At 69.1% G+C, this 23,336-nt stretch carries 23 protein-coding genes; 7 read left to right on the top strand and 16 right to left on the bottom strand.

Going from position 1 to position 23,336, the window contains the following annotated elements; translation table 11 throughout:
* Positions 1–5 precede the first annotated feature (5 nt).
* The 4 genes from ACFY10_RS43780 to ACFY10_RS43765 form a co-directional block, all read right to left on the bottom strand.
* Entirely contained in the window at positions 6–449 is a 444-nt protein-coding gene (locus tag ACFY10_RS43780) for a DUF948 domain-containing protein (RefSeq protein ID WP_390670924.1), read from the bottom strand.
* 286 nt (positions 450–735) lie between these two features.
* A complete protein-coding gene (rpsD, locus tag ACFY10_RS43775; protein WP_015661793.1) occupies positions 736–1,350 on the bottom strand; it encodes a 30S ribosomal protein S4 in 615 nt (204 codons plus the stop codon).
* A gap of 303 nt (positions 1,351–1,653) precedes the next feature.
* Positions 1,654–3,009 (bottom strand): replication-associated recombination protein A, encoded by a 1,356-nt coding sequence (locus ACFY10_RS43770; protein WP_390670923.1) that lies wholly within the window; start codon positions 3,007–3,009, stop codon positions 1,654–1,656.
* 65 nt (positions 3,010–3,074) lie between these two features.
* Complete coding sequence (locus ACFY10_RS43765; protein ID WP_390670922.1) at positions 3,075–3,731, bottom strand: vitamin K epoxide reductase family protein; 657 nt, start codon at positions 3,729–3,731, stop codon at positions 3,075–3,077.
* A gap of 144 nt (positions 3,732–3,875) precedes the next feature.
* Here ACFY10_RS43765 and ACFY10_RS43760 point away from each other — a divergent pair, with 144 nt between their 5' ends.
* The 4 genes from ACFY10_RS43760 to ACFY10_RS43745 are packed head-to-tail and all read left to right on the top strand — an operon-like array spanning position 3,876 to position 7,400.
* On the top strand, positions 3,876–4,742 hold the full coding sequence (locus ACFY10_RS43760) for an ABC transporter ATP-binding protein (RefSeq protein WP_390670921.1): 867 nt from the start codon (positions 3,876–3,878) through the stop codon (positions 4,740–4,742).
* Positions 4,739–5,584 carry an ABC transporter permease gene (locus ACFY10_RS43755; RefSeq protein ID WP_390670920.1) on the top strand — a complete coding sequence of 282 codons (846 nt, stop codon included), beginning with the start codon at positions 4,739–4,741 and terminating at the stop codon, positions 5,582–5,584. Before ACFY10_RS43760 ends, ACFY10_RS43755 begins: the two co-directional genes overlap by 4 nt.
* The gene (locus tag ACFY10_RS43750; RefSeq protein ID WP_390670939.1) at positions 5,581–6,777 is read left to right on the top strand and encodes a sensor histidine kinase; all 1,197 of its coding nucleotides are present in this window, start codon (positions 5,581–5,583) and stop codon (positions 6,775–6,777) included. The genes ACFY10_RS43755 and ACFY10_RS43750 overlap by 4 nt, the downstream gene beginning before the upstream one ends.
* The gene (locus ACFY10_RS43745) at positions 6,777–7,400 is read left to right on the top strand and encodes a response regulator (protein ID WP_390670919.1); all 624 of its coding nucleotides are present in this window, start codon (positions 6,777–6,779) and stop codon (positions 7,398–7,400) included. Before ACFY10_RS43750 ends, ACFY10_RS43745 begins: the two co-directional genes overlap by 1 nt.
* A 128-nt stretch (positions 7,401–7,528) precedes the next feature.
* On the opposite strand, the gene hisS is transcribed toward ACFY10_RS43745, so the two are convergent.
* Entirely contained in the window at positions 7,529–8,791 is a 1,263-nt protein-coding gene (gene hisS, locus ACFY10_RS43740; RefSeq protein ID WP_390670918.1) for a histidine--tRNA ligase, read from the bottom strand.
* A gap of 11 nt (positions 8,792–8,802) precedes the next feature.
* Positions 8,803–9,513 carry an MBL fold metallo-hydrolase gene (locus ACFY10_RS43735; RefSeq protein ID WP_390670917.1) on the bottom strand — a complete coding sequence of 237 codons (711 nt, stop codon included), beginning with the start codon at positions 9,511–9,513 and terminating at the stop codon, positions 8,803–8,805.
* Positions 9,514–9,680: 167 nt separating this feature from the next.
* Here ACFY10_RS43735 and ACFY10_RS43730 point away from each other — a divergent pair, with 167 nt between their 5' ends.
* Both ACFY10_RS43730 and ACFY10_RS43725 read left to right on the top strand, forming a co-directional pair.
* Complete coding sequence (locus ACFY10_RS43730; RefSeq protein WP_390670916.1) at positions 9,681–10,532, top strand: peptidylprolyl isomerase; 852 nt, start codon at positions 9,681–9,683, stop codon at positions 10,530–10,532.
* Between the two features lie 135 nt (positions 10,533–10,667).
* Positions 10,668–11,897, top strand: a complete 1,230-nt coding sequence (locus ACFY10_RS43725) for a DUF349 domain-containing protein (protein WP_390670915.1) — start codon at positions 10,668–10,670, stop codon at positions 11,895–11,897.
* 83 nt (positions 11,898–11,980) lie between these two features.
* Here the strand turns inward: ACFY10_RS43725 and ACFY10_RS43720 are convergent, their stop codons facing one another.
* Positions 11,981–14,554: a RelA/SpoT family protein gene (locus ACFY10_RS43720; RefSeq protein ID WP_390670914.1), complete on the bottom strand. Its 2,574-nt coding sequence runs from the start codon at positions 14,552–14,554 to the stop codon at positions 11,981–11,983.
* Positions 14,555–14,889: 335 nt separating this feature from the next.
* On the opposite strand from ACFY10_RS43720, the gene ACFY10_RS43715 reads away from it, so the two are divergent.
* Entirely contained in the window at positions 14,890–15,213 is a 324-nt protein-coding gene (locus ACFY10_RS43715) for a hypothetical protein (protein WP_390670913.1), read from the top strand.
* Between the two features lie 106 nt (positions 15,214–15,319).
* Here ACFY10_RS43715 and ACFY10_RS43710 read toward each other — a convergent pair whose 3' ends face one another.
* From ACFY10_RS43710 to pdxT, 9 genes are all read right to left on the bottom strand, one after another.
* A complete protein-coding gene (locus ACFY10_RS43710; protein ID WP_390670912.1) occupies positions 15,320–15,859 on the bottom strand; it encodes an adenine phosphoribosyltransferase in 540 nt (179 codons plus the stop codon).
* Complete coding sequence (secF, locus tag ACFY10_RS43705; protein ID WP_390670911.1) at positions 15,856–16,974, bottom strand: protein translocase subunit SecF; 1,119 nt, start codon at positions 16,972–16,974, stop codon at positions 15,856–15,858. The genes ACFY10_RS43710 and secF overlap by 4 nt, the downstream gene beginning before the upstream one ends.
* 1 nt (position 16,975) lies before the next feature.
* Positions 16,976–18,745 (bottom strand): protein translocase subunit SecD, encoded by a 1,770-nt coding sequence (gene secD, locus ACFY10_RS43700; RefSeq protein ID WP_390670910.1) that lies wholly within the window; start codon positions 18,743–18,745, stop codon positions 16,976–16,978.
* Positions 18,746–18,877: 132 nt separating this feature from the next.
* Complete coding sequence (yajC, locus tag ACFY10_RS43695; RefSeq protein WP_390670938.1) at positions 18,878–19,369, bottom strand: preprotein translocase subunit YajC; 492 nt, start codon at positions 19,367–19,369, stop codon at positions 18,878–18,880.
* Positions 19,370–19,556: 187 nt separating this feature from the next.
* Positions 19,557–20,627, bottom strand: coding sequence for a Holliday junction branch migration DNA helicase RuvB (ruvB, locus tag ACFY10_RS43690; RefSeq protein ID WP_390670909.1), 1,071 nt, complete (start codon positions 20,625–20,627; stop codon positions 19,557–19,559).
* A 32-nt stretch (positions 20,628–20,659) separates the two neighbouring features.
* Entirely contained in the window at positions 20,660–21,265 is a 606-nt protein-coding gene (gene ruvA / locus ACFY10_RS43685; protein WP_390670908.1) for a Holliday junction branch migration protein RuvA, read from the bottom strand.
* The gene (gene ruvC / locus ACFY10_RS43680) at positions 21,262–21,801 is read right to left on the bottom strand and encodes a crossover junction endodeoxyribonuclease RuvC (RefSeq protein WP_099927474.1); all 540 of its coding nucleotides are present in this window, start codon (positions 21,799–21,801) and stop codon (positions 21,262–21,264) included. Before ruvC ends, ruvA begins: the two co-directional genes overlap by 4 nt.
* A 122-nt stretch (positions 21,802–21,923) precedes the next feature.
* Positions 21,924–22,676: a YebC/PmpR family DNA-binding transcriptional regulator gene (locus tag ACFY10_RS43675; RefSeq protein ID WP_390670907.1), complete on the bottom strand. Its 753-nt coding sequence runs from the start codon at positions 22,674–22,676 to the stop codon at positions 21,924–21,926.
* A 48-nt stretch (positions 22,677–22,724) separates the two neighbouring features.
* Positions 22,725–23,336 carry a pyridoxal 5'-phosphate synthase glutaminase subunit PdxT gene (gene pdxT / locus ACFY10_RS43670; RefSeq protein ID WP_390670906.1) on the bottom strand — a complete coding sequence of 204 codons (612 nt, stop codon included), beginning with the start codon at positions 23,334–23,336 and terminating at the stop codon, positions 22,725–22,727.

Genomic DNA, 23,336 nt, shown 5'->3' with positions numbered 1-23,336 from the left:
AGGTCTCAGTCCTTCTTCCGCTTGCCCCGCCGCGCGGCCGGGACGGTCCGGCCCACGATCACGGTACGCCTGGACTCCTTGGCGGGCACGTCGTCCCGGCGGGCACCCAGGGCCCGGCGGACGCCGTAGCCGAAGGCCGCGACCTTGACCAGGGGGCCGCCGAAGGTGGAGGCGACGGTGGTCGACAGCGCCGAGGCGTTCGACGTGACTTCCTGGACGTCGGTGGCGATCGCGTCGACCCGGTCGATCTGGGTCTGTGCGGAGCGCACCGCCGCTGAGGCGTCGGCCAGCAGCGGGACGGCCTGGTCGGTCACGTCCGCCACGAGCTTGGTGGTCGCCTTGAGCGTCTGGGCCACTCTCGCCAGCGCGACGGCGAGGAAGGAGACCAGGATCGCCCAGAAGACGGCCACCAGGATCCCGGCCACCTCTCCACCGGACACCACGCGCACCCGCTCCCTGAAACATGCCTGAACATCGATAAGTCTGGGCCGAGCCTATCGCGCCGGGGAAGCGGCTCCGCACCGGATTACCGTCCCGCCTCTGCCGAGTTGCGCGAGGCGATTGTACGGACTGAATACGCGTCAGTACGCGTTCGTGGGACGCTCGGCCGAACCCCTGCTCGCACTGGACGGGTTCGAGCATCCGGCGAGCGTGGACATGCACGAACCCGCCGCCTCCCGCACCCAACAGGGCGGGGAGACGGCGGGCCGAGGTGGTGCTACCGCCTGCTGGTGATCAGCGGGCGTAGTACTCGACGACGAGCTGCTCGTCGCAGATCACCGGGATCTCCTTGCGGTTCGGCTCGCGGTCCAGGCGGAACGCCAGGGCCTTGAGGTTCACCTGGAGGTAGCGCGGGGTCTCGCCCTCGGGGGCGAAGCCGCCCTCACGGGCGATGGAGAAGAGGGTCTTCTCGCGGCTGCGCTCGCGGACCATCACGACGTCGTCGGGACGGACGCGGAAGGAGGGCTTGTCGACCTTCTGGCCGTTGACCTCGATGTGGCCGTGAACGACCATCTGACGGGCCTGGTAGATGGTGCGGGCGATGCCCGAACGCAGGACCAGGGCGTCGAGACGGCGCTCGAGCTCGATGATCAGGGCCTCACCGGTCTTGCCCTGGACCTTGGAGGCACGCTCGTAGGCGCGGACGAGCTGGCGCTCGGACACGTCGTACTGCGCGCGCAGGCGCTGCTTCTCGAGCAGACGGACCTTGTAGTCCGAGTTCTGCTTGCGGCCACGGCCGTGCTCGCCCGGCGGGTAGGGGCGGGCCTCGAAGTACTTGACAGCCTTCGGGGTCAGCGCGATGCCGAGGGCACGCGACTTCTTGACCTTGGGGCGGGACTGATTCGCCACGATCTCTCATTTCTCAGTGTTCGGCTTGTCAGGGTTGAGGGAGGTCGCATCCGCAGCCGGGGAAACCCGCCGGTCCGTTGCCGGGCCTGGTGGGCAGCCGCTCCCCTGGTCTGGGCACATACGTGCAGCACGCGAGTGGCCCACCGACCGGTCCCGTCCTACGACGAGTGGTGGTGGGCTGCCCGCGACACCATTCGAACGGTGCGCGACGCTCCTGGAGTCCGGTCCGAGGACCGGGGCTCCGGCTGACCGTCCCGTTCTGACTGCACGGGACACAGCACTTCGAGGGATTCTACAGGTCGCTCAGGACCGCTTGCGACCGAGGTGCTGCCTGGTCCATTCGACCGCGTCCGCGTACCGCGCCTCGGCTCCGTGCCTGGTCGGGGTGTAGTACTCGCGGTCCTTGAGGGCGTCCGGGGCGTACTGCTGCTCGGCGATGCCCTCCGCCAGGTCGTGCGGATACACGTACCCCTGCGCGTGCCCGAGCTTGGCGGCACCCTTGTAGTGCCCGTCGCGCAGGTGCGGGGGCACCGGCCCCGCCAGTCCCTTGCGTACGTCGTCCATGGCGGCGCCGATCGCCGTCGTCGCGGCGTTCGACTTCGGGGCCAGGGCGAGGGCGATGGTGGCGTGGCTGAGGGTGAGGGCGGCCTCGGGGAAGCCGATCATGGCGACGGCCTGGGCTGCGGCGACGGCTATCGGCAGGGCGTTGGGGTCGGCCAGGCCGATGTCCTCGCTGGCGGAGATCATCAGGCGGCGGGCGATGAAGCGGGGGTCCTCGCCGGCCTCGATCATGCGGGCCAGGTAGTGCAGGGCGGCGTCGACGTCCGAGCCCCTGATGGACTTGATCAGGGCGCTGGCGACGTCGTAGTGCTGGTCGCCGTCGCGGTCGTACTTCACCGCCGCCCGGTCGACCGTCTCCTCCAGGGTCGTCAGGGAGATCTCCGCCTCGCCCTTGTCCAGAGCGGCCCCGGCCGCCGCCTCCAGGGCGGTCAGGGCGCGGCGGGCGTCACCGCCGGCGATGCGCAGCAGGTGGTCCTCGGTGTCCTCGGGGAGGGTGACGGCGTCCTTGAGGCCTCGCTCGTCGCTCAGCGCCCGCTTGAGCAGCCCCCGGAGGTCGTCGTCGGTGAGGGGTTCGAGGGTGAGGAGGAGCGAGCGGGACAGGAGCGGGGAGATCACCGAGAAGTACGGGTTCTCCGTCGTCGCAGCGATCAGGGTCACCCAGCGGTTCTCGACCGCCGGGAGGAGGGAGTCCTGCTGGGCCTTGCTGAAGCGGTGGATCTCGTCGAGGAAGAGGACGGTCTCCTTGCCGAAGCCGCCGGTGGCCCGGCGGGCGCCGTCGATGACCGCGCGGACCTCCTTGACGCCCGCGGTGATCGCCGAGAGTTCGACGAAGCGCTTGTTGGTGGCCTTGGAGACGACATACGCCAGGGTCGTCTTGCCGGTGCCTGGCGGGCCCCAGAGGATCACCGAGGACGGGCCGGCGGGGCCGCCCGCGCCCTCGCCGACGAGGCGGCGCAGGGGCGAACCGGGCTTCAGCAGGTGCTGCTGGCCCACCACCTCGTCGAGGGTGCGCGGGCGCATCCGCACCGCCAGGGGACTGCCGGTCGGGTCCTTCTCCTGGCGTTCTTCTGCGGCTGCGGTGAACAGGTCGGGCTCCACGTCCAAAACCCTAAATCACCGCGCTGACAATCCCCTCGGGCCCTGGGCGGCCGGGGTCAGCCGGATCAGCTGGTCCAGAAGTCCCACCAGCGGGTCAGGATCAGCATGCCGATGATGCCGATGTGCAGCACGGGCAGGACCCAGGTGAACTCGCCGAAGAAGCTCTTCAGCCAGCGCGGGGCGGGCAGGAAGTCGTTGCGGATGTTGAACGACGTCACGTACCAGAACATGATGATCGTCGCGACCCAGGCCAGGGAGCACCACAGGCACAGCGCGTTGATGCGGTACAGCGACTGGAACTGCAGCCAGGTGCAGAAGCCGACGCCGAAGAGCGTGCCGAAGTTGAAGGTGAGCCAGTACCAGCGCGGGAAGCGGGCGCGGGCGAGCAGGCTCATGCCGACGCAGATGACGATGCCGTAGCAGACCAGGCCGAGCATCGGGTTGGGGAAGCCGAAGGCGGCGGCCTGCTTGGACTCCATCACGCTGCCGCAGGAGACGACCGGGTTGAGGCTGCAGCCGGGGGTGAACGTCTTGCCCTCGACCTTGGCCTCGAGCAGCTTGAACTTGTCGATCGTGATGACCCACGCGGCGAGCAGACCGGCCGCACCCGTGATGATCAGCAGCAGAGCGAAGGCGCGGCTGCCACCGACCGACCGTGGTCCGGCGGAGTCGTGCTCCGGAGCGGGCTCGGTGGACGCCTCTTTGACTGTGGTCTTGCTCATCACGCCGATCCGTCTGCTTGAGAGTTGGACCTTCTTCGGATACGGCCATTGTGCCGCACACGTCCCTCTGTCCACCGTTCGGTGGACATAAGGAAGTACGCACGGTCGTCCCTGAGCGTTCGGTTCCGGCCGACCCTTGAGGGCATGACAACACACGCGAACGAACTCGCGGTGGACGTACGGGGGCTGCGCAAGCAGTACGGGGACGTGACCGCGGTGGACGGCATCGATCTCGGGATCCGCAAGGGCGAGGTCTTCGGCCTGCTGGGACCCAACGGTGCGGGCAAGAGCACCACGGTGGAGATCCTCCAGGGCAACCGCACCCGGGACGCGGGCGAGGTGTCGGTGCTCGGCTCGGACCCGGCGACCGGCACGCGCGCGTGGCGGTCACGTGTCGGAATCGTCTGGCAGGACGAATCGGCGCCCGCCGAGTTGACGGTCCGCGAGACCGTGCGGCACTTCGCCCGCTACTACCCGAGGCCGCGCGACCCGGAGGAGGTCATCGGCCTGGTGGGGCTCGAGGCGAAGGCGGGCAGCCGGATCAAGGCGCTCTCGGGAGGCCAGCGGCGTCGCCTCGACGTCGCCCTGGGGGTGATCGGCGACCCCGAGCTGCTGCTCCTTGACGAGCCGACGACCGGTTTCGACCCGGCGGCCCGGCGGCAGTTCTGGGACCTGATCCGGCTGCTGTCCGACGAGGGCACGACCATTCTGCTGACCACGCACTACCTGGAGGAGGCGGAGGCGCTCGCCGACCGGCTCGCCGTCGTCGCCACGGGGCAGGTCGTCGCCGAGGGCGAGCCCGCCGCCCTGCGGGAGCGGTACGGCACGGAGGCCACCGTCGCATGGACCGAGCCGGACGGCGTCATGCGCACCGAGCGCACGGACACACCGACCAGGACGGTCGCCGAGCTCATGCACCGCTTCGACGGCGAGATCCCGGGCCTGAGGGTGACCCGTCCCACCCTGGAGGACGTCTACCTCCGGCTGACCGGGCAGGAGGACGCGCGATGACGACGACCACCGTACGGACCAGGGCCGAGGCGCCCGCCGGGCGACTGCCGGGAGCCTGGGAGCTGGGCCTTTGGCGCGGCGCGCTGGAGATCAAGCAGTTTTTCCGGCAGCGCGACCAGGTGGTGTTCACGTTCGCGTTCCCGGTCGTGTTCCTGTTCCTGTTCGCGTCGATCTTCCACGACGACGTCCGTGGCTCCGGCGTCACCGCCTCCCAGCTGTACGTCCCGGCGATGATGGCCTCCGGGATCATGTCGACCAGCTTCCAGTCGCTGGGCATCTCGATCGCGGTCGAACGGGACGAGAAGGTGCTGCGCCGGCTGCGCGGCACACCGATGCCTCCGTCGGCGTACTTCCTGGGCAAGATCTGGCTGGTTCTGTTCACCGGCGTCGTGGAGACGGCGATCCTCCTCGTCGTCGGCACCACCTTGTACGGCGTCGACCTGCCGTCGGACGCGTCCCGGTGGTTCGACTTCGCCTGGATCTTCGTTCTGGGGCTGACCGGGTGCGCGCTGCTCGGCATCGCGATCAGCTCGGTGCCCAAGTCGGCGAAGAGCGCCAGCTCCGTGGTCGTACTCCCCTTCCTGGTCCTGCAGTTCATCTCCGGGGTGTACATCTCGATCGACACCATCCCGGACTGGATGCTGAACATCGGTGCCCTGTTCCCGCTGAAGTGGCTGTGTCAGGGTCTGCGGGGTGTGTTCCTGCCCGATTCGGCGCGGGTGCTGGAGCAGGCGGGCAGCTGGGAGTTCGGGCGGATCGCGCTGGTGCTCGCCGCGTGGTGCGTCGGAGGATTGGTGCTGTGTCTGCTGACCTTCCGGTGGAAGATCCGGCGCGACGGATGAGCGGTACGGGCGTGGCCCGCGCGGAGCACGCCTGGGACCGGACGATCCGGCTCTGGGACGCGTACTTCGCGGTCGCCTGGGCCGCCACCCTCGCGTTCGTGCTCAACGCGGCCCATCCGGGCTTCACCGTCCGTGCGGCCGCGGCGGCACTGCTCGTGCCGCTGGTGCCCTGGTACGGCGTGGTGGGCCGCCCGCTGCTGCAGGAGGATCCGCCGGACCAGGGGCGGGCCGTGCGCTATCTCGCCGGGGCGATCGCGCTGTTCCTGCCGTCGGCCGTCCTGGTCGGCGAGACACGGCTGATGGCGTTCGCGCTCATCCCCCAGTGCTTCATGACCCTGCACATGCGGTGGTCGCTGGTGGCCGTCACCGTCATCAACCTGGTGCCGGTCGGGGGCTGGGCCCTGCTGTGGCGGCCCAGCGGCGAGGACCTGTTCGCCAACGTCCTCTTCTCCGCGGTCACCCTCGTCTTCTCGCTGGTGATCGGTGGCTGGATCATCCGGATCATCGAGCAGAGCATGGAACGGGCCGACCTGATAGCCGAGTTGGACGCCAGCCGCCACGAGATCTCCCGCCTCTCGACCGCACACGGTGCCCTCACCGAACGCGAACGCATGGCCCGCGAGATCCACGACACGCTCGCCCAGGGCTTCACCAGTCTGCTGATGCTGATCCAGGCGGTGGAGGCGGAACTCGACGACGACCTTCCGCAGGCCCGCCGCCACCTCGCCCTGATGGACGAGACAGCCCGGCAGAACCTCGCCGAGGCCCGCGCCCTGGTCGCCGGTGCCGCACCCGCCGACCTCGACGGCACCTCCCTCCCGGACGCCCTGCGCCGCCTCGCCGCCCGCCACGAGGCGGTCCTGGACGTGATCGGTCCGGTGCGTCCGCTGCCCGCCGGCCCCGAGGTCGTGGCCCTGCGCTCCTGCCAGGAGGCCCTGGCCAACGCCCGTAAGCACGCCGGGAGTTCAGCGACGGTCGGCATCGCGCTGACGTACGCCCCCGACAAACTCACCGTGTCGGTACGGGATGACGGCTGCGGCTTCGACCCGGGTACCCCCTGCGACGGCTACGGCCTGGCGGGGCTGCGCGCCCGGGCCGGCGAGGTCGGCGGCATCGCGCGGGTCGACAGCACACCCGGAGACGGTACGACGGTGACGGTCAGCCTGCCCGTCACGCCCGAGAGGAGCTCCTGATGATCCGGATCGTCCTGGCCGACGACCACCCCGTCGTACGGGAGGGTCTGCGGGCGATGCTCAGTGCCGAGCCGGACCTGGAGGTCGTCGCCGACGCGGCGAGCGGGCCGCAGGCGGAGGCCCTCGCCACCGAGTTGCGGCCCGACATCGTGCTGATGGATCTGCGGATGCCGGGCGGCGGGGGCGTCGACTCGATCGTGCGGATGGGCGAGGCGGGGCTGCCGTGCCGGGTGATCGTGCTGACGACGTACGAGACGGACCGGGACATCCTGCGGGCGGTGGAGGCCGGGGCGGCCGGATACCTGCTCAAGGACATGCCGCGGATGGAACTGGCGGAGGCGGTGCGGGCCGCTGCGCGGGGCGAGACCGTGCTGGCGCCCTCGGTGGCGGCCCGGCTGGTCGACCAGCTGCGCACCAAGCCGGAGCGGCCACGGCTGTCGGAGCGGGAGACGGCGGTGCTGCGGCTGGTGGCGGAAGGCTGCACGAACGCGGAGATCGGGCGCCGGTTGTTCATCGGCGAGTCGACCGTGAAGACCCATCTCCTGCGCGCCTTCGGCAAGTTGGGGGTCGACGACCGGACGGCGGCGGTGACGAGTGCGATGCGGTTCGGCCTGCTCGACTGAGGTTCCTCGCCCCCGCCGCCCCTACCCGTCCCGGGGGCCAGCCCCCGGACCCCCGCTCCTCAAACGCCGGAGGGGCTGTGAATAGCCCCTCCGGCGTTTGAGGACGAGGCCGTTCAGGCCGAAGAACCTCAGCCCAGCCTCGACTCCAGCTCCGCCACGATCTCGTTCACCCCGACCGCCGTCTGCTCGCCGGACTCCATGTCCTTGAGCTGGACGACGCCCTCGGCGAGATCGCGCTCACCGGCAACGATCGTGTAGCGGGCACCACTGCGGTTGGCGTTCTTCATGGCGCCCTTGAGCCCCTTGGCGCCGTAGGAGAAGTCGGCGGCAATGCCCAGCTTGCGCAGCTCGGTGACCTTGGCGAACAGCACGCGTCGGGCCTCCTCGCCGAGCGGGACCGCGAAGACGCTGGTCGTGGAGGGGAGTTCGAGCTCCACGCCCTCCGCCTCCAGCGCCAGGACCGTGCGGTCGACGCCGAGGGCCCAGCCGACGGACGGCAGTGCGGGGCCGCCGAGCATCTCCGACAGCCCGTCGTAGCGGCCGCCGCCGCCCACCGCGGACTGCGAGCCCAGACCGTCGTGGACGAACTCGAAGGTCGTACGGGTGTAGTAGTCCAGGCCGCGGACCAGCTTGGGGTCGTCCTCGAAGGCGACGCCCGCCGCCGTGATCAGCTCGCGGACCTCCTCGTGGTACGCCTTGCAGGCGTCGCAGAGGTAGTCGCGCAGGAGCGGGGCGTCGCCGAGCTGCTTCTGGACCGATTCGCGCTTGTCGTCCAGGACACGGAGCGGGTTGATCTCCGCACGGCGGCGCGTGTCCTCGTCGATGTCCAGACCGCGCAGGAAGTCCTGCAGCGCGGCCCGGTACACGGGACGGCACTCCTTGTCGCCCAGGCTGTTGAGCAGGATCCGGAAGTTGCTCAGGCCCAGCGAGCGGTAGGCCTGGTCCGCCAGGATGATCAGCTCGGCGTCGAGCGCCGGGTCCTCCGCGCCGATCGCCTCGGCGCCGACCTGGGAGAAGTGCCTGTAACGGCCCTTCTGGGGGCGCTCGTAGCGGTAGTAGGAGCCCGAGTACCAGAGCTTGACCGGCAGGTTGCCCAGCTTGTGCAGGTTGGCCTCCAGCGCCGCGCGCAGCACGGACGCCGTGCCCTCGGGGCGCAGGGCGAGCCTGTCGCCGCCCTTGGTCTCGAAGGCGTACATCTCCTTGGTCACGATGTCGGTGGACTCGCCGACACCGCGCGCGAAGAGCTCGACGCTCTCGAAGCCCGGGGTCTCGATGTAGCCGTAACCGGAGTTGCGCAGTGGCGCGGCGATCGCCTCGCGGACCGCCAGGAACTTGGCGCTGTCCGGCGGGATCAGGTCGTACGTGCCCTTGGGGGCCTTGAAGGTGCTCACGGAAAGTCTCGTCACATTCCTCGTCGGGGAGCGTCAGCGTCAGCTCCCAGGCCGGCGGCCACCTGCCGCAGATACGGGTTGGTGGCGCGCTCCTGGCCGATGGTCGTCTGGGGGCCGTGGCCGGACAGCACCACGGTCGAGTCCTCGAGCGGCAGGCACACGCGAGCCAGCGAGTCGAGCATCTCGGCCATGTCACCGCCGGGCAGGTCGGTGCGTCCGATGGAGCCGGCGAAGAGCAGATCCCCGGAGAAGAACACGGAAGGGATCTCCGTGGTCTCGGGCATCTGGAAGGTCACCGACCCCTTGGTATGGCCGGGCGCATGCGCGACGGAGAACTCCAGACCCGCGAGCGCCAGCTGCGCGCCGTCGGTCAGCTCCTTGACGTCGTCGGGCTCCCCCACCGTCAGCTCGCCCATGAGCTGCATGCCGATGGAACGGCCGAGCGCCTTCTCCGGGTCCGCCATCATGTAGCGGTCCTCGGGGTGGATCCAGGCGGGCACGTCGTGCGCGCCGCACACCGGGACGACCGAGGCCACATGGTCGATGTGGCCATGGGTGAGGACGACGGCGACGGGCTTGAGCCGATGCTTCTTCAGCGCTTCCTCGACTCCCTGGGCGGCCTGATGGCCCGGGTCGATGATCACGCACTCCTCACCGGCGGCGGGGGCGACGAGATAACAGTTCGTCCCCCAGGCCCCGGCGGGGAACCCGGCAATGAGCACGATCGTCCTTCGTTGTGTCGATACGGGCGGCTGCTGCTGACGTCAGAGCCTACCGGCGCTGCCGATTCCTCAGCGAACCCATATACGGTACGGGGCACACGCAGGCGGTCGGCTCACAAGACACACGCGTACCGGTCGACGTACGAGACGCATGAGGAGAGAACCCGGTGGTCACCCAGGAACAGCGCAAGCGCCAGCTCGCCCGGGAGAAGTTCTTGCGCCAGCAGCAACGGCGCACGGCCGCGCGGCGCAAGGCGCGCATGCGCAACTCCGTGATCGCATCGGTGCTCGGTGTGGTCGTCATCGGCAGCGTGGCGCTCTACACGACCGGGGTCCTCAAGGGCAACGACGACAACAAGGCCAATGCGAGCTCGCAGACGACGCCGAGCGCCGCCGCGACCAGCAAGGCGCCGGACCCGTGCGCAAAGCCGGCCAAGGGCTCGGTGAAGAAGCTGAGCTGGAAGAAGGAGCCGGCGATGACCATCGACAAGTCGGCGAAGTACACGATGAATCTCGCCACGACGTGCGGTGACATAGACATCGCGCTGAAGGCGTCGGCGGCGCCGCACACCGTCAACTCGTTCAACTTCCTTGTCGGCAAGGGCTACTTGGACCACACCAAGTGCCACCGGCTGACCCCGCAGGGGATCTACGTGCTGCAGTGCGGCGACCCGCAGGGAACCGGCATGGGCGGCCCCGGCTACACGATTCCGGACGAGAACCTCAAGGACAAGAGCCTCAAGGGGCAGGTGTACCCGGCGGGCACGGTCGCCATGGCCAACCAGTACAACTCGCAGACGAAGAAGGGCCGCAACACCGGCGGCAGCCAGTTCTTCCTCGTCTACCAGGACAGCCCGCTGCCGGCCGACTACACCCCGTTCGGCACGATTTCCACGGCGGGGATGAAGGTCCTGAAGAAGATCGCCGCCGCAGGTGCCCAGGCCGCCGACCCCACAACGGGCAACACGGCACCCAATGCGACCGTGGTGATCAACAAGGCGACGGTCACCAAATCCTGACCGTCAAGTGCGAAATTTCGGTCGCGCGGGATGCGGACAGGCAACCCGCCGGTCGCCTATGTTGGCCGTGACGAAACTGTGGACGATGCCCGGGGGCGCTGAAGCCCTCTGCAGGCATCATGTGGAGGAGGCGCTGTGAGCAGCGACCCGTGGGGACGCGTCGACGAGACGGGGACCGTGTACGTGCGTACGGCCGACGGCGAGCAGGTCGTCGGATCCTGGCAGGCCGGCTCCCCCGAGGAGGCGCTGGCCTACTTCGAGCGCAAGTACGAGGGCCTGGTTGTCGAGATCGGCCTCCTCGAGAAGCGAGTGAAGACCACCGACCTGTCAGCGAAGGACGCACAGACCGCCATCGACCACATCCGCGAGCAGGTCGACGCGCACCACGTGGTCGGCGACCTGGAAGCCCTGCGGACGCGGCTGGACAAGCTCGTCGCGACGGTCGAGGCGCGCCGTGAGGAGCGCAAGCAGCAGCGCGCGAAGCAGTCCGACGAGGCGCGGAACGCCAAGGAGGCCCTGGTCACCGAGGCGGAGCAACTGGCGCAGTCCGACCAGTGGCGGGCGGCCGGTGAGCGGCTGCGCTCGCTGGTGGACACCTGGAAGGGGCTGCCGCGGCTCGACCGCAAGTCGGACGACGAGCTGTGGCACCGTTTCTCGCACGCCCGCTCGGCGTTCTCCAAGCGCCGCAAGGCGCACTTCGCTTCGCTGGACGCGCAGCGCGAGGAGGCCCGCAAGGCCAAGGAGCGGCTGGTCGCCGAGGCCGAGGCGCTGTCCGGCTCGACGGACTGGGGTCCGACGGCCGCGCGCTACCGCGAACTGATGACGGACTGGAAGGCCGCGGGCCGCGCCCAGCGCGAGCACGAGGACGACCTGTGGAACCGCTTCCGCGGCGCCCAGGACGTGTTCTTCGCCGCCCGCAGTTCGGTCTTCGCCGAGCGGGACGCCGAGCAGTCGGAGAACCTGAAGCTGAAGGAGGAGCTGGCCGAGGAGGCCGAGAAGATCCTCCCGGTCACGGACCTCAAGGCGGCGCGGGCCGCGTTCCGCTCGGTCAACGAGCGCTGGGAGGCCATCGGCCACGTACCGCGGGACGCGCGGCCGAAGGTCGAGGGCCGGATGCACGCCGTCGAGCGCGCCATCCAGGAGGCCGAGGAGACCGAGTGGCGCCGGACGAACCCGGAGGCACTCGCGCGTGCCGAGGGTCTGACCGGCCAGCTCCAGGCGGCCGTGGACAAGCTGAGGGGCCAGATCGAGCAGGCGCGTGCCCAGGGCAACAACGCCAGGGCCGACAAGCTCGAGCGGGAGCTGGAGGGCCGCCAGGCACTCCTGGACCAGGCGCTGAAGGGCCTGCAGGAGTTCGGCGGCTGACGCGAATTGGAGAAGGGCCCCGTACCTCGCGGTACGGGGCCCTTTCGCGTATGCCGTACGACTTGCTTCTGCGGCTGAGGCTCCTACGACCTGCTGCGCGCCGACGTCACGCGGTACACGTCGTAGACGCCCTCCACTCCCCTGACCGCCTTCAGGACGTGGCCGAGGTGCTTCGGGTCGCCCATCTCGAAGGTGAAGCGGGAGGTGGCCACGCGGTCGCGGGAGGTCTGGACGGCCGCGGAGAGGATGTTGACGTGCTGGTCGGACAGGACACGGGTGACGTCGGAGAGGAGCCGGGAGCGGTCCAGGGCCTCGACCTGGATGGCGACCAGGAAGACCGAGGACTGGGTGGGCGCCCACTCGACCTCGAGGATGCGCTCGGGCTCGCGCGACAGTGACTCCACGTTGACGCAGTCACTGCGGTGAACCGATACTCCGCTACCGCGCGTGACGAAACCGATGATGGGGTCGCCGGGAACGGGCGTACAACAGCGGGCCAGCTTGACCCACACGTCCTCGACGCCCTTGACAATCACGCCCGGGTCGGCGCTGGAGCGCCGCTTGCGGCTGCGGCCGCGGGACGGCGGGACCGACTCGTCGATCTCCTCGGTGGCCGCCTCCTCGCCGCCGAGCGCGGAGACGAGCTTCTGCACGACATTCTGCGCGGAGACATGGCCCTCGCCGATCGCGGCGTACAGCGCGGAGATGTCCGGGTAGCGCATCTCGTGCGCGAGCGTGACCAGCGAGTCGCCGGTGAGGATGCGCTGGATCGGCAGGTTCTGCTTGCGCATCGCGCGGACGATGGCGTCCTTGCCCTGCTCGATCGCCTCGTCGCGGCGCTCCTTGGAGAACCAGGCGCGGATCTTGTTGCGGGCGCGCGGGGATTTGACGAACCCGAGCCAGTCACGGGAGGGGCCGGCGCCGGCCGCCTTGGAGGTGAAGACCTCCACCAAGTCGCCGTTGTCCAGGGTGGATTCGAGCGGTACGAGGCGGCCGTTGACCCGCGCTCCTATGGTCCGGTGGCCGACCTCGGTGTGGACGGCGTACGCGAAGTCCACCGGGGTGGCACCGGCCGGGAGCGCTATGACGTCGCCCTTCGGGGTGAAGACGAAGACCTCGTTGCGCGACAGGTCGAAGCGCAGGGACTCCAGGAACTCGCCCGGGTCCTCGGTCTCCTTCTGCCAGTCAAGCAGTTGGCGCAGCCACGCCATGTCGTTGAGGTGGTCGTCCTTGCCGGTGCTCTTCGGCGCGTCCGAGCGCACCTTGGAGGTGCCGGCGACGGCCTCCTGCTTGTACTTCCAGTGCGCGGCGATGCCGTACTCGGCGCGGCGGTGCATGTCGAAGGTGCGGATCTGCAGCTCGACGGGCTTGCCGTTGGGGCCGATGACCGTCGTGTGCAGCGACTGGTACATGTTGAACTTGGGCATCGCGATGTAGTCCTTGAACCGGCCGGGGACCGGGTTCCATCGCGCGTGCACGGTGCCGAGGGCGGCGTAGCAGTCGCGGACCGTGTCGACAAGTACACGAATACCCACCAGGTCGTAGATCTCCGCGAAGTCGCGACCGCGGACGATCATCTTCTGGTAGACGCTGTAGTAGTGCTTCGGGCGGCCGGTGACGGTCGCCTTGATCCGTGCGGCCCGCAGGTCCTGCTGCACCTCGTCGGTCACTATGGCGAGGTACTCGTCCCGCTTGGGGGCGCGCTCCGCGACGAGCCGCACGATCTCGTCGTACATCTTCGGGTAGAGGATCGCGAAGGCGAGGTCCTCCAGCTCCCACTTGATGGTGTTCATGCCCAGCCGGTGGGCGAGCGGCGCGTAGATCTCGAGGGTCTCGCGCGCCTTCTTCTCCTGCTTCTCGCGCTTGAGGTAGCGCATGGTGCGCATGTTGTGCAGGCGGTCGGCGAGCTTGATGACCAGGACGCGCGGGTCCTTGGCCATGGCGACGACCATCTTGCGTACGGTCTCGGCCTGCGCGGCCTCGCCGAACTTGACCTTGTCCAGCTTGGTGACGCCGTCGACGAGCAGGGCGACCGAGTCGCCGAAGTCGCGGCGCAGCTGGTCGAGGCCGTACTCGGTGTCCTCGACGGTGTCGTGGAGGAGCCCGGCCATGAGGGTGGCCGGATCCATGCCCAGCTCGGCCAGGATGGTGGTGACGGCGAGCGGATGCGTGATGTACGGATCGCCGCTCTTGCGCTTCTGGCCGCGGTGCCAGCGCTCGGCGACCTGGTAGGCCTTCTCTATCTGGCGCAGCGTCGCCGTCTCGATCTTCGGGTCGTTGCTGCGCACTATCCGCAGCAGCGGCTCCAGGACCGGGTTGTACGGGTTGGAGCGCTGGACGCCGAGGCGGGCGAGGCGGGCGCGGACGCGGTTGGAGGAGCCGGAGCGGGCGGGCTGGCCGGTGTTCGGGCGGACAGCGGGCGCCGGGGATCCCCCCGCTCGCACGGAGTCGGGATTGGGGGAGGGCGTGGGCCGTTCGGGTGGCGCGGGCTTGGGGCGCGACTGCTCGGCCGACTTGTCGACGGGCGCGGACTGGGCATGCTCGACCGGCCCGCGGGTGTCGTTCTTCGCGTGCGGCGCGTTCGGCGCGGGCTTGGCCGCGGCTGCCGAGGCGGACTCGGGCTTGGCGGCGGTCAGGTGCTGGGCCTCGTCTGGCAAGAGGGCTCCTCGTGCGCGATCCGGGTCCCCCGGTCAGGCTCCGGAGACCCCATGGTAGCGATCCTGGGCCGCAGGATCGCCTTCAGGCCAATGTGAGGGCCGTCTACCCGAGAAACATGAGGGGCTGCTGCCCGCACCGTCGGGGCGCATGGAATCGACCAGACATATGCCAAATTTCCCCTTTCTCCGAACATTCACCAATTGAACCGAGCGGGAGATCAAGGCCATTAACTCCGTTGACTCGCGCATCAGGCGCCACATAAGATCAACTTCGACCAGAAGTGGGAGAATTTGCCATATTCCCACTTCGAAAGAAAACGGAAACGGGATAGAGCATGAAGATATTCGGTAAGTCAGTGGCCGCTGTGGCCCTGACCGTGGGCATGAGCGCAGCTTTCGCGCTTCCCGCCCAGGCGGCAACGGCAACCCCGATGTCAACGCACAGGGGTAGCTCTGGATGCTTCAACTGGTCCTGGGCCGACGGCACTTCCACAACGACCATCTACTACCACAACACCTGCAGCACGACAAAGCATCTGTGTGTTTGGTGGAAGGACGGCGTGGAGCACAACCTGCATCGCATCACCGCCGCAGGCGATGCGAAGGGTCACCTCAAGGAGCCCGGCACCATCGAATCCGAAGACATCGAGGACTGCTGATTTCGCAGTCAGTCGGATGACATAAATCGGCACGGAAAACAAAACGAGGCAGCCCCGAGTGTGCAATAAGGTCACACTCGGGGCTGTCCCGTTTCCGAAACTCTGCTCAGATGGTGAGTACAGCCTCCAGGGGGGCGCCGTTGAGAGCCGGTTCCAGGCGGGCGCGGCCGCCCAGGAATCCCAGCTCCATCAGGACGGCGAGACCCGCGACCTCGGCGCCCGCCCGGCGGATGAGCTGGAGGGAAGCCTCCGCGGTGCCGCCGGTGGCGAGGACGTCATCGACGACCATGATGCGGTCGCCCGCAGACAGGTCCTCCGCGTGCACCTCGATCGCCGCCGAGCCGTACTCCAGGTCGTACGCCTGGCCGAGGGTTGCTCCGGGGAGCTTGCCCGCCTTGCGTACGGGGATGAAGCCGAGGCCGGCGCGGACGGCCACCGGGGCGCCGAGGATGAAGCCGCGGGCCTCCAGGCCGACGACCTTGGTGGCGCCCGTGTTCGCGGCGATCTCGGCGAGGGCGTCGGTGAGCGCCGTGAAGGCCGCCGGGTCCGCCAGCAGCGGGGTGATGTCCTTGAACATCACCCCCGGCTCCGGGTAGTCGGCCACGTCACGGATGCGGCTGAGCAGCAGCTCCTTGATGTCGGTCATCGGCGCTTCCCGGAGGGACGGCCACGGCCGCGGTTGCGGGACGCCGGCTGGTTGCGCGGACCGACGACCGCGTGGGCGGCGTCTTCGCGCTCGTCGTCGTGCACGCCGTCCACGGCCTCGGGCTCCACTGGCTCGCCCTGCGCCGCGGCCTGGGCCCGCTTGGCGAGGACGCGCTTCTTGAGCGCCTTCATCTGCGGCTCGCGCTCCTTGAGGTCGGCGACGAGCGGCGTGGCGATGAAGATCGAGGAGTACGCACCGGCCGCGAGGCCGACGAACAGCGACAGCGAGATGTCGTTGAGCACGCCGGCGCCGAGGAAGCCGCCACCGATGAACAGCAGGCCCGCCACCGGCAGCAGCGCGACCACCGTGGTGTTGATGGACCGCATCAGAGTGCTGTTGATCGAGCGGTTGGCGACGTCACTGTAGGTCCAGCGGGTCTGCTTGGTGATGTCCTTCGTCTGCTCCTTGAGGCTGTCGAAGACGACGACCGTGTCATAGAGCGAGTAACCGAGGATCGTGAGCAGACCGATCACCGTGCCCGGCGTGACCTCGAAGCCGACGAGGGCGTAGATGCCGGTCGTGATGGTGATGTCATGGATCAGGGCGACGAGCGCGGCGACCGCCATGCGCCATTCGAACGCGATCGCCAGGTAGACCACCACGAGGATCATGAAGATCGCCAGGCCCTGCCAGGCCTTGTTGGCGATCTGGTCACCCCAGCTGGGGCCGACCAGGTCGGCGTTGATGTTCTCGGAGTTGACGCTCAGATCCTTGGCGAGCTTGTCCTTGATCGCGTCGGACTTGTCGGTGTCGATGCCCGCGATCTGGATGCGCAGGCTGCCGTCGCCGAGCTTCTGGACGATCGCCTCGTGACCGGACGCGTCGTGCGCGTACCCCTCGGCCGTGGCGACCGAGGTCGTCATGTGCTTCGGAGTGGTGAAGACCGCACCGCCCCGGAACTCGATGCCCATGTTCAGGCCCCGCACCGTCAGGCCGAGGATGGCCGTGATGGTGATCAGGATCGAGATGCCGTACCAGATCTTGCGGTTGCCGACGAAGTCGTAGCCGACCTCACCGCGGTGCAGACGGGCGCCGAGGCTGCCGAGTTTCGACATCTCACGCCTCCTTCGGGTCGACGGGGGCGGAGGGACGACGAGTGCGGCGCAGCGGGGGCTTGGCGCCCAGTGCCTTCGGGTCGAGGCCCGACCACTTGTGGCCGTTCGCGAAGAACTTCCGGCGGGCGAGGAGCGTCATCAGCGGCTTGGTGAACAGGAAGACGACGACCACGTCGAGCACGGTGGTCAGACCGAGCGTGAACGCGAAGCCCTGGACCTTGCCGACCGTGACGATGAACAGCACCGCGGCAGCGAGGAACGACACGAAGTCGGAGACCAGGATGGTGCGCCGGGCGCGTGGCCAGGCCCGCTCGACGGCGGGGCGCAGCGAGCGGCCCTCGCGGATCTCGTCCCGGATCCGTTCGAAGAACACGATGAACGAGTCGGCTGTGATACCGATCGCGACGATCGCACCGCAGACGGCCGGCAGATTCAGCGCGAAGTGGATGGTCGGGCCGAGCAGCGCCATGATCACGTACGCGAGGATCGCAGAGACCAGCAGCGAGGGGATCGCGACGACCGAGAGGCCGCGGTAGAAGATCAGCAGGTAGACGATGACCAGTGCCAGGCCGATGCCACCCGCGATCAGACCGGCCTGCAGCTGCTCGCCGCCGAGCGCGGCGGTCACCGTGGTGACGCTGTCCTCCTTGAAGCTCAGCGGCAGCGCGCCGTACGACAGCATGTTGGCGAGGCTCTGGGCCTCCTGCTGGCTGAAGCTGCCGGAGATCTCCGCGTTGCCGCTCAGCGCCTGAGTGACGTACGGGTCGGAGACGACGTCGCCGTCGAGGACGATCGCGAACTGGTTCTGCGGGGTCTGGTTCTTGGCCAGCTTGCCGGTGATGGCGGCGAACTTCTTGGAGCCCGTGCCCGTGAACTCCATGGTGACGGTCCAGCCGGCAGCGGACTGCGTGTTGAAGACCGCCCGGGCATTCTTGACGTCAGTGCCGTCCACCTCGGCGGGGCCGAGGATGTACTTCTGCCACTGGCCATGCGAATTCTTGCCGCACGCCACGGTCGGGTCGCTGGACTTGCCCTTACCGGTGTTGGCGCGGGCCTTGTCGTTCTTGCAATTGAGCGCGGTGTACTGCGCCTCGAGCTTGCTCGCGGCCGCGTTGCCGGAGGAACTACTGCTGGCAGACGGGGAGGCGGAGGTCTGCGCGCTCGAGGAGGCGGTGGCGCTCGGCGTCGAGTCGGCCTTCAGGGCGTCGGTGACGGCGCGGCCCTGCGAGGTGGCGGTCGCCGACGGGGCCGCGGAGGAGGACGGGGTCGACTTGCCCGTGGCCTTCTGGGTGGCCTTGCCGGTGGCCTTGCCCGAGGGGCTGCTGGAGGCGCTCGGCGACGGGCTGGTCGTCGCGGCGCCGTCGGAGACCTCGGTGGCGAGCACCGGGCGGAAGTACAGCTTGGCGGTGGTGCCGACCTGCTGCCGCGCCTCCTTGGAGTTCGTGCCCTTGGGGATGTTTACGATGATGTTCCGCGTGCCCTGGGTCTGGACCTCGGTCTCTGAGACACCGAGACCATTGACACGGCGGTTCATGATCTCGACCGCGGTGTCCATGTTGGTCTTGTTGATCGCGGACTCCTGGCCCGGCTCTGCGACCGCCCGGAGCGTGATGCTCGTACCACCGGCCAGGTCGATACCGAGACGCGGAGTGGTGTTTCCGGAGGCGAACATTCCTCCGGTGAGCGCCACGATGGCGATCAGGATGAGGGCCAGCGAGCGCCCCGGCTTGCTCTGGGCGCTCGCGCTCCGGCCCCTCTTAGGTGCTGCCACCTTCTCGTACTCCCTCTCGGGCCGCCTCGCGCCGGGTTGCGGGCGGGGCGGCCATGACATGGTGTCGGGATCCCCTGCGAGCTGCGCATGCTCCGGGGCGCGCGGTCCTGGCCCGCGCGCCCCGGGCCACGCCTACTTCGCGTCGGAGTCGCCCTCGGACTTCTTCGGCTCTTCGTCCGACTTGGCCTCGGCGGCCGGGGTGTCGTCGGCCGGCTCCTCGGGCGCGTCCTTCTTGTCGAGGTCGACGGACTTGTCGTCGGAGGCGGCGGCAGCTTCGTCGGCGGAGTCGTCGGTCTCGGTGAGGGAGGAGGCGTCGTCCGGGACCAGGTCGGTGTCGGACTTCAGGTCGTGCTCGATGCCGTGCACGATGCGGTTGTACTCGTCGTCGCTGAGCACAGAACCGATGGCGTTCTTCGCGAAGAGGAGCTCGACGCCCGGGCCGGCGTCGAGGAGGACCGTGTCCTCGTTGACCTCCTTGACCGTCGCGTACATGCCCCCGATCGTGCGGACGCCGCTGCCGGGCTGCAACTCGTTGCGCATCTGGGCGGCCTGCTGCTGCTTGCGCTTGGCCGAGCGGGTCATGAGGAACATGGCCCCGATGAGCACGATGAACGGGAGGAGCATGGTGATATTCACGGGACGGAATTTCCTTCGCACGACCGCGATGGAGAGCGGCCTCATGGATGGGGGTATGTATACCGCCGACAAAGGCGGCATCGGCGGAGTCTAAGCGAGTCTCCGCGCATGGAACAACGCTCAGCATGGCACCTGGGTTCCTGGCCCGGCCAATGCCCGCGCCGTCACAAAGGCATCACGTCCCGAACAGGTCCTGTTGTCCGTTTCCCGCAGTCGCCGAGCGGGGCGGGGTGAGGCCGAGATGCGCCCATGCGGCAGGTGTGGCGACGCGTCCGCGCGGGGTACGGGCGAGCAGGCCCTCCCGGACGAGAAAGGGCTCGGCGACCTCCTCGACGGTTTCGCGCTCCTCCCCCACTGCGACGGCGAGGGTGGACAGGCCGACGGGTCCGCCGCCGAACAGCTTGAGCAGGGCCTCCAGGACACCGCGGTCGAGGCGGTCGAGGCCGCGGGCGTCGACCTCGTAGACCTTCAACGCGGCGGCCGCGATGTCCCGCGTGATGAATCCGTCCGCCTTGACCTGGGCGTAGTCCCGTACGCGGCGCAGCAGGCGGTTGGCGATACGGGGTGTGCCGCGGGAGCGCCCGGCGATCTCGGCGGCGCCGTCGGCCTGGATCTCGACGTCGAGCAGGTTGGCGGAGCGGTGGATGACGCGCTCCAGCTCGGCGGGCTCGTAGAACTCCATGTGCGCGGTGAAGCCGAAGCGGTCGCGCAGCGGGGGCGGCAGCAGGCCCGCGCGCGTGGTGGCGCCGACCAGCGTGAACGGGGGCAGTTCGAGCGGGATGGCGGTGGCACCGGGGCCCTTGCCGACGATGACGTCGACCCGGAAGTCCTCCATGGCCATGTACAGCATCTCCTCGGCGGGCCGGGACATGCGGTGGATCTCGTCGAGGAAGAGGACCTCGCCCTCCTGGAGGGAGGAGAGAATGGCGGCCAAGTCGCCGGCGTGCTGGATGGCGGGGCCGCTGGTGATGCGGATGGGGGCGCCCATCTCGGCCGCGATGATCATCGAGAGGGTGGTCTTGCCGAGGCCGGGGGCGCCGGAGAGCAGGACGTGGTCGGCGGTGGCGCCACGCGCGCGTGCGGCGCGCAGGACCAGGTCGAGCTGCTCGCGGACCTTCTCCTGGCCGATGAACTCGTCCAGGTCCTTGGGGCGCAGGGCGGCCTCGACGGCCTGGTCCTCGCGGTCGGCGACAGAGCCCACCAGCCGCTCGGGGGCGGGGGCGTCGGTCGGGTCGTCCCAGTTCACTGAGATCTCCTAACTGGGGTGGCGCAGGCGGGTCAGCGGGCGCGGTTGAGGGTCTGCAGGGCCGCTTTCAGCAGCTGACCGACCTGGGGCGTGCCCCCGGCCGCCTCGGCCTGCGGTGCCACGGCGGACACGGCCTCGTCGGCCTCGCGGGTGGCGTACCCGAGGCCGATCAGGGCGGCGTGCAGCTGGTCGCGCCAGCCGGAGGTGACCGCCGTGCCGACGGCCGGGGCGCCGATCGGCTCGCCGAGCCGGTCCCTGAGTTCCAGCAGCAGCTTCTGCGCGCCCTTCTTGCCGATGCCGGGGACGGCGATGAGGGCCTTCTCGTCGCTCGTGGACACCGCCCTGCGCAGCGCGTCCGGGGTGTGCACGGCCAGCATCGCCTGCGCCAGCCGCGGGCCGACTCCGCTCGCCGTCTGCAGCAGTTCGAAGACCTGGCGCTCGTCGTCGTCCACGAAGCCGTAGAGCGTCAGCGAGTCCTCCCGTACGACGAGGGAGGTGGCGAGCTTGGCCGGCTGGCCGAGGCGGAGTGTGGAGAGCGTGTTCGGCGTGCACTGCACGGCCATGCCGACACCGCCGACCTCGACCACGGCGGCGTCGGGGGCGAGTGCGGCAATCGTGCCGCTCACGAAGGCGATCATGCCGTACGGCCTTTCGTTGCGTTGGCTGCGTGCAGGGCGACCGCCTGCTGGAGGCGGTTCTGGGCGGGTGCGCGCCAGATGTGGCAGATGGCGAGCGCGAGGGCGTCGGCCGCGTCGGCCGGCTTCGGGGGTGCGTCGAGCCGGAGCAGTCGGGTCACCATGGCGCCGACCTGGGCCTTCTCGGCGCGGCCGCTGCCGGTGACCGCGGCCTTGACCTCGCTGGGGGTGTGCAGGGCGACGGGGAGGCCGCGCCGGGCGGCGCACAGCATGGCGACCGCGCTGGCCTGGGCGGTGCCCATCACGGTCCGTACGTTGTGCTGGCTGAACACCCGCTCCACGGCGACGACTTCGGGCCGGTGCTCGTCCAGCCACTGCTCGATGCCCTGCTCGATGGCGACGAGGCGCTGCCCCAACTCGGCGTCCACGGGCGTGCGTACGACACCGACGCCCACCATGGTCAGCGGCCGGCCCGCGACCCCCTCGACGACGCCCACACCGCACCGCGTCAGTCCGGGGTCAACCCCGAGTACCCGCACGCGCCCCTCCCCTCGGTGATCTTTGACTTCACGCCAGGCTAACCGCTGCCACCGACAACGGCGGCGGGCCGGTGGGACGCGTGTCCCACCGGCCCGCCACAACCGCTCAGTTCGCGGCAGCGTTACGCGTCGACCTTCTCCATGACCTCGTCGCTGACGTCGAAGTTGGCGAAGACGTTCTGCACGTCGTCGCTGTCCTCGAGCGCGTCGATCAGCTTGAAGATCTTCTTGGCGCCTTCCTCGTCCAGCTCGACCTGGACGGACGGCACGAAGCTGGAGTCGGCGGAGTCGTAGTCGATCCCGGCCTCCTGGAGGGCGGTGCGTACCGCGACCAGGTCGGTGGCCTCGCTGATGACCTCGAAGGACTCACCGAGGTCATTGACCTCCTCGGCACCCGCGTCCAGGACGGCACCCAGGACGTCGTCCTCGGTCAGCTCGCCCTTGGGGACGATGATGACGCCCTTGCGGCTGAACATGTACGACACGGAGCCCGGGTCGGCCATGTTGCCGCCGTTGCGGGTCATGGCGACACGGACGTCGGAGGCGGCGCGGTTGCGGTTGTCGGTGAGGCACTCGATGAGCACCGCGACGCCGTTCGGGCCGTAGCCCTCGTACATGATCGTCTCGTAGTCGGCGCCACCGGCCTCGAGACCGCCGCCGCGCTTGATCGCGGAGTCGATGTTCTTGTTCGGAACCGACTGCTTCTTCGCCTTCTGCACGGCGTCAAAAAGCGTCGGGTTTCCTTCGAGGTCCACGCCGCCCATCCGCGCCGCGACCTCGATGTTCTTGATCAGCTTCGCGAAGAGCTTGCCGCGCTTGGCATCGATCACGGCCTTCTTGTGCTTCGTCGTGGCCCATTTAGAGTGGCCGGACATCTGCCTGTCTCCTTCGCGTAACCCATCCAGATACGAACGCCAGAGATCCTACAAGGACTCCGCCGTACGGTTCGCGCGCACCATGTCGACGAACAGGGCGTGCACGCGGTGGTCGCCGGTCAGTTCCGGGTGGAACGACGTGGCGAGCGCATTGCCCTGGCGGACCGCGACGATGTGGCCGTCGTGCTCGGCGAGCACCTCGGTCTCGGCGCCGACGGACTCCACCCAGGGGGCGCGGATGAAGACGCCCTCTACAGGATCGCCCTCGACGCCCCGGACGTCGACCGCCGCTTCGAAGGACTCGTTCTGCCGTCCGAAGGCGTTGCGGCGCACGATCATGTCGATGCCGCCGATGGTCTCCTGGCCCGAGCGCGGGTCGAGGATCTTGTCGGCGAGCATGATCATGCCCGCGCAGGTGCCGTAGACCGGCATACCGCCGCGCACGCGCGCGCGTAGGGGCTCCATCACGCCGAACAGGACGGCCAGCTTGGAGATGGTGGTGGACTCGCCGCCGGGGATGACCAGGCCGTCCACCTCGGCGAGCTCCTCGGGACGCCGCACCGGCCTGGCCACGGCGTCGGCCGCGGCCAGGGCGATGAGGTGCTCCCGTACGTCGCCCTGAAGGGCCAGGACGCCTATGACAGGGGCTTCGTTGGACAT

This window comes from Streptomyces sp. NPDC001401, assembly GCF_042895385.1.
Lineage (GTDB): Bacteria > Actinomycetota > Actinomycetes > Streptomycetales > Streptomycetaceae > Streptomyces.
Note: the sequence above shows the minus strand (reverse complement) of the source record. Positions and strands in the feature narration are given on the sequence as shown.

Bases quoted from the DNA above. Each gene is read 5' to 3' on its own strand.
- ACFY10_RS43765 (WP_390670922.1), bottom strand. From the start codon at position 3,731: ATGAGCAAGACCACAGTCAAAGAGGCGTCCACCGAGCCCGCTCCGGAG.
- ACFY10_RS43760 (WP_390670921.1), top strand. From the start codon at position 3,876: ATGACAACACACGCGAACGAACTCGCGGTGGACGTACGGGGGCTGCGC.
- ACFY10_RS43755 (WP_390670920.1), top strand. From the start codon at position 4,739: ATGACGACGACCACCGTACGGACCAGGGCCGAGGCGCCCGCCGGGCGA.
- ACFY10_RS43750 (WP_390670939.1), top strand. From the start codon at position 5,581: ATGAGCGGTACGGGCGTGGCCCGCGCGGAGCACGCCTGGGACCGGACG.
- ACFY10_RS43745 (WP_390670919.1), top strand. From the start codon at position 6,777: ATGATCCGGATCGTCCTGGCCGACGACCACCCCGTCGTACGGGAGGGT.
- ACFY10_RS43715 (WP_390670913.1), top strand. From the start codon at position 14,890: ATGAAGATATTCGGTAAGTCAGTGGCCGCTGTGGCCCTGACCGTGGGC.
- ACFY10_RS43710 (WP_390670912.1), bottom strand. From the start codon at position 15,859: ATGACCGACATCAAGGAGCTGCTGCTCAGCCGCATCCGTGACGTGGCC.
- secF (WP_390670911.1), bottom strand. From the start codon at position 16,974: ATGTCGAAACTCGGCAGCCTCGGCGCCCGTCTGCACCGCGGTGAGGTC.
- yajC (WP_390670938.1), bottom strand. From the start codon at position 19,369: ATGCTCCTCCCGTTCATCGTGCTCATCGGGGCCATGTTCCTCATGACC.
- ruvA (WP_390670908.1), bottom strand. From the start codon at position 21,265: ATGATCGCCTTCGTGAGCGGCACGATTGCCGCACTCGCCCCCGACGCC.
- ACFY10_RS43675 (WP_390670907.1), bottom strand. From the start codon at position 22,676: ATGTCCGGCCACTCTAAATGGGCCACGACGAAGCACAAGAAGGCCGTG.
- pdxT (WP_390670906.1), bottom strand. From the start codon at position 23,336: ATGTCCAACGAAGCCCCTGTCATAGGCGTCCTGGCCCTTCAGGGCGAC.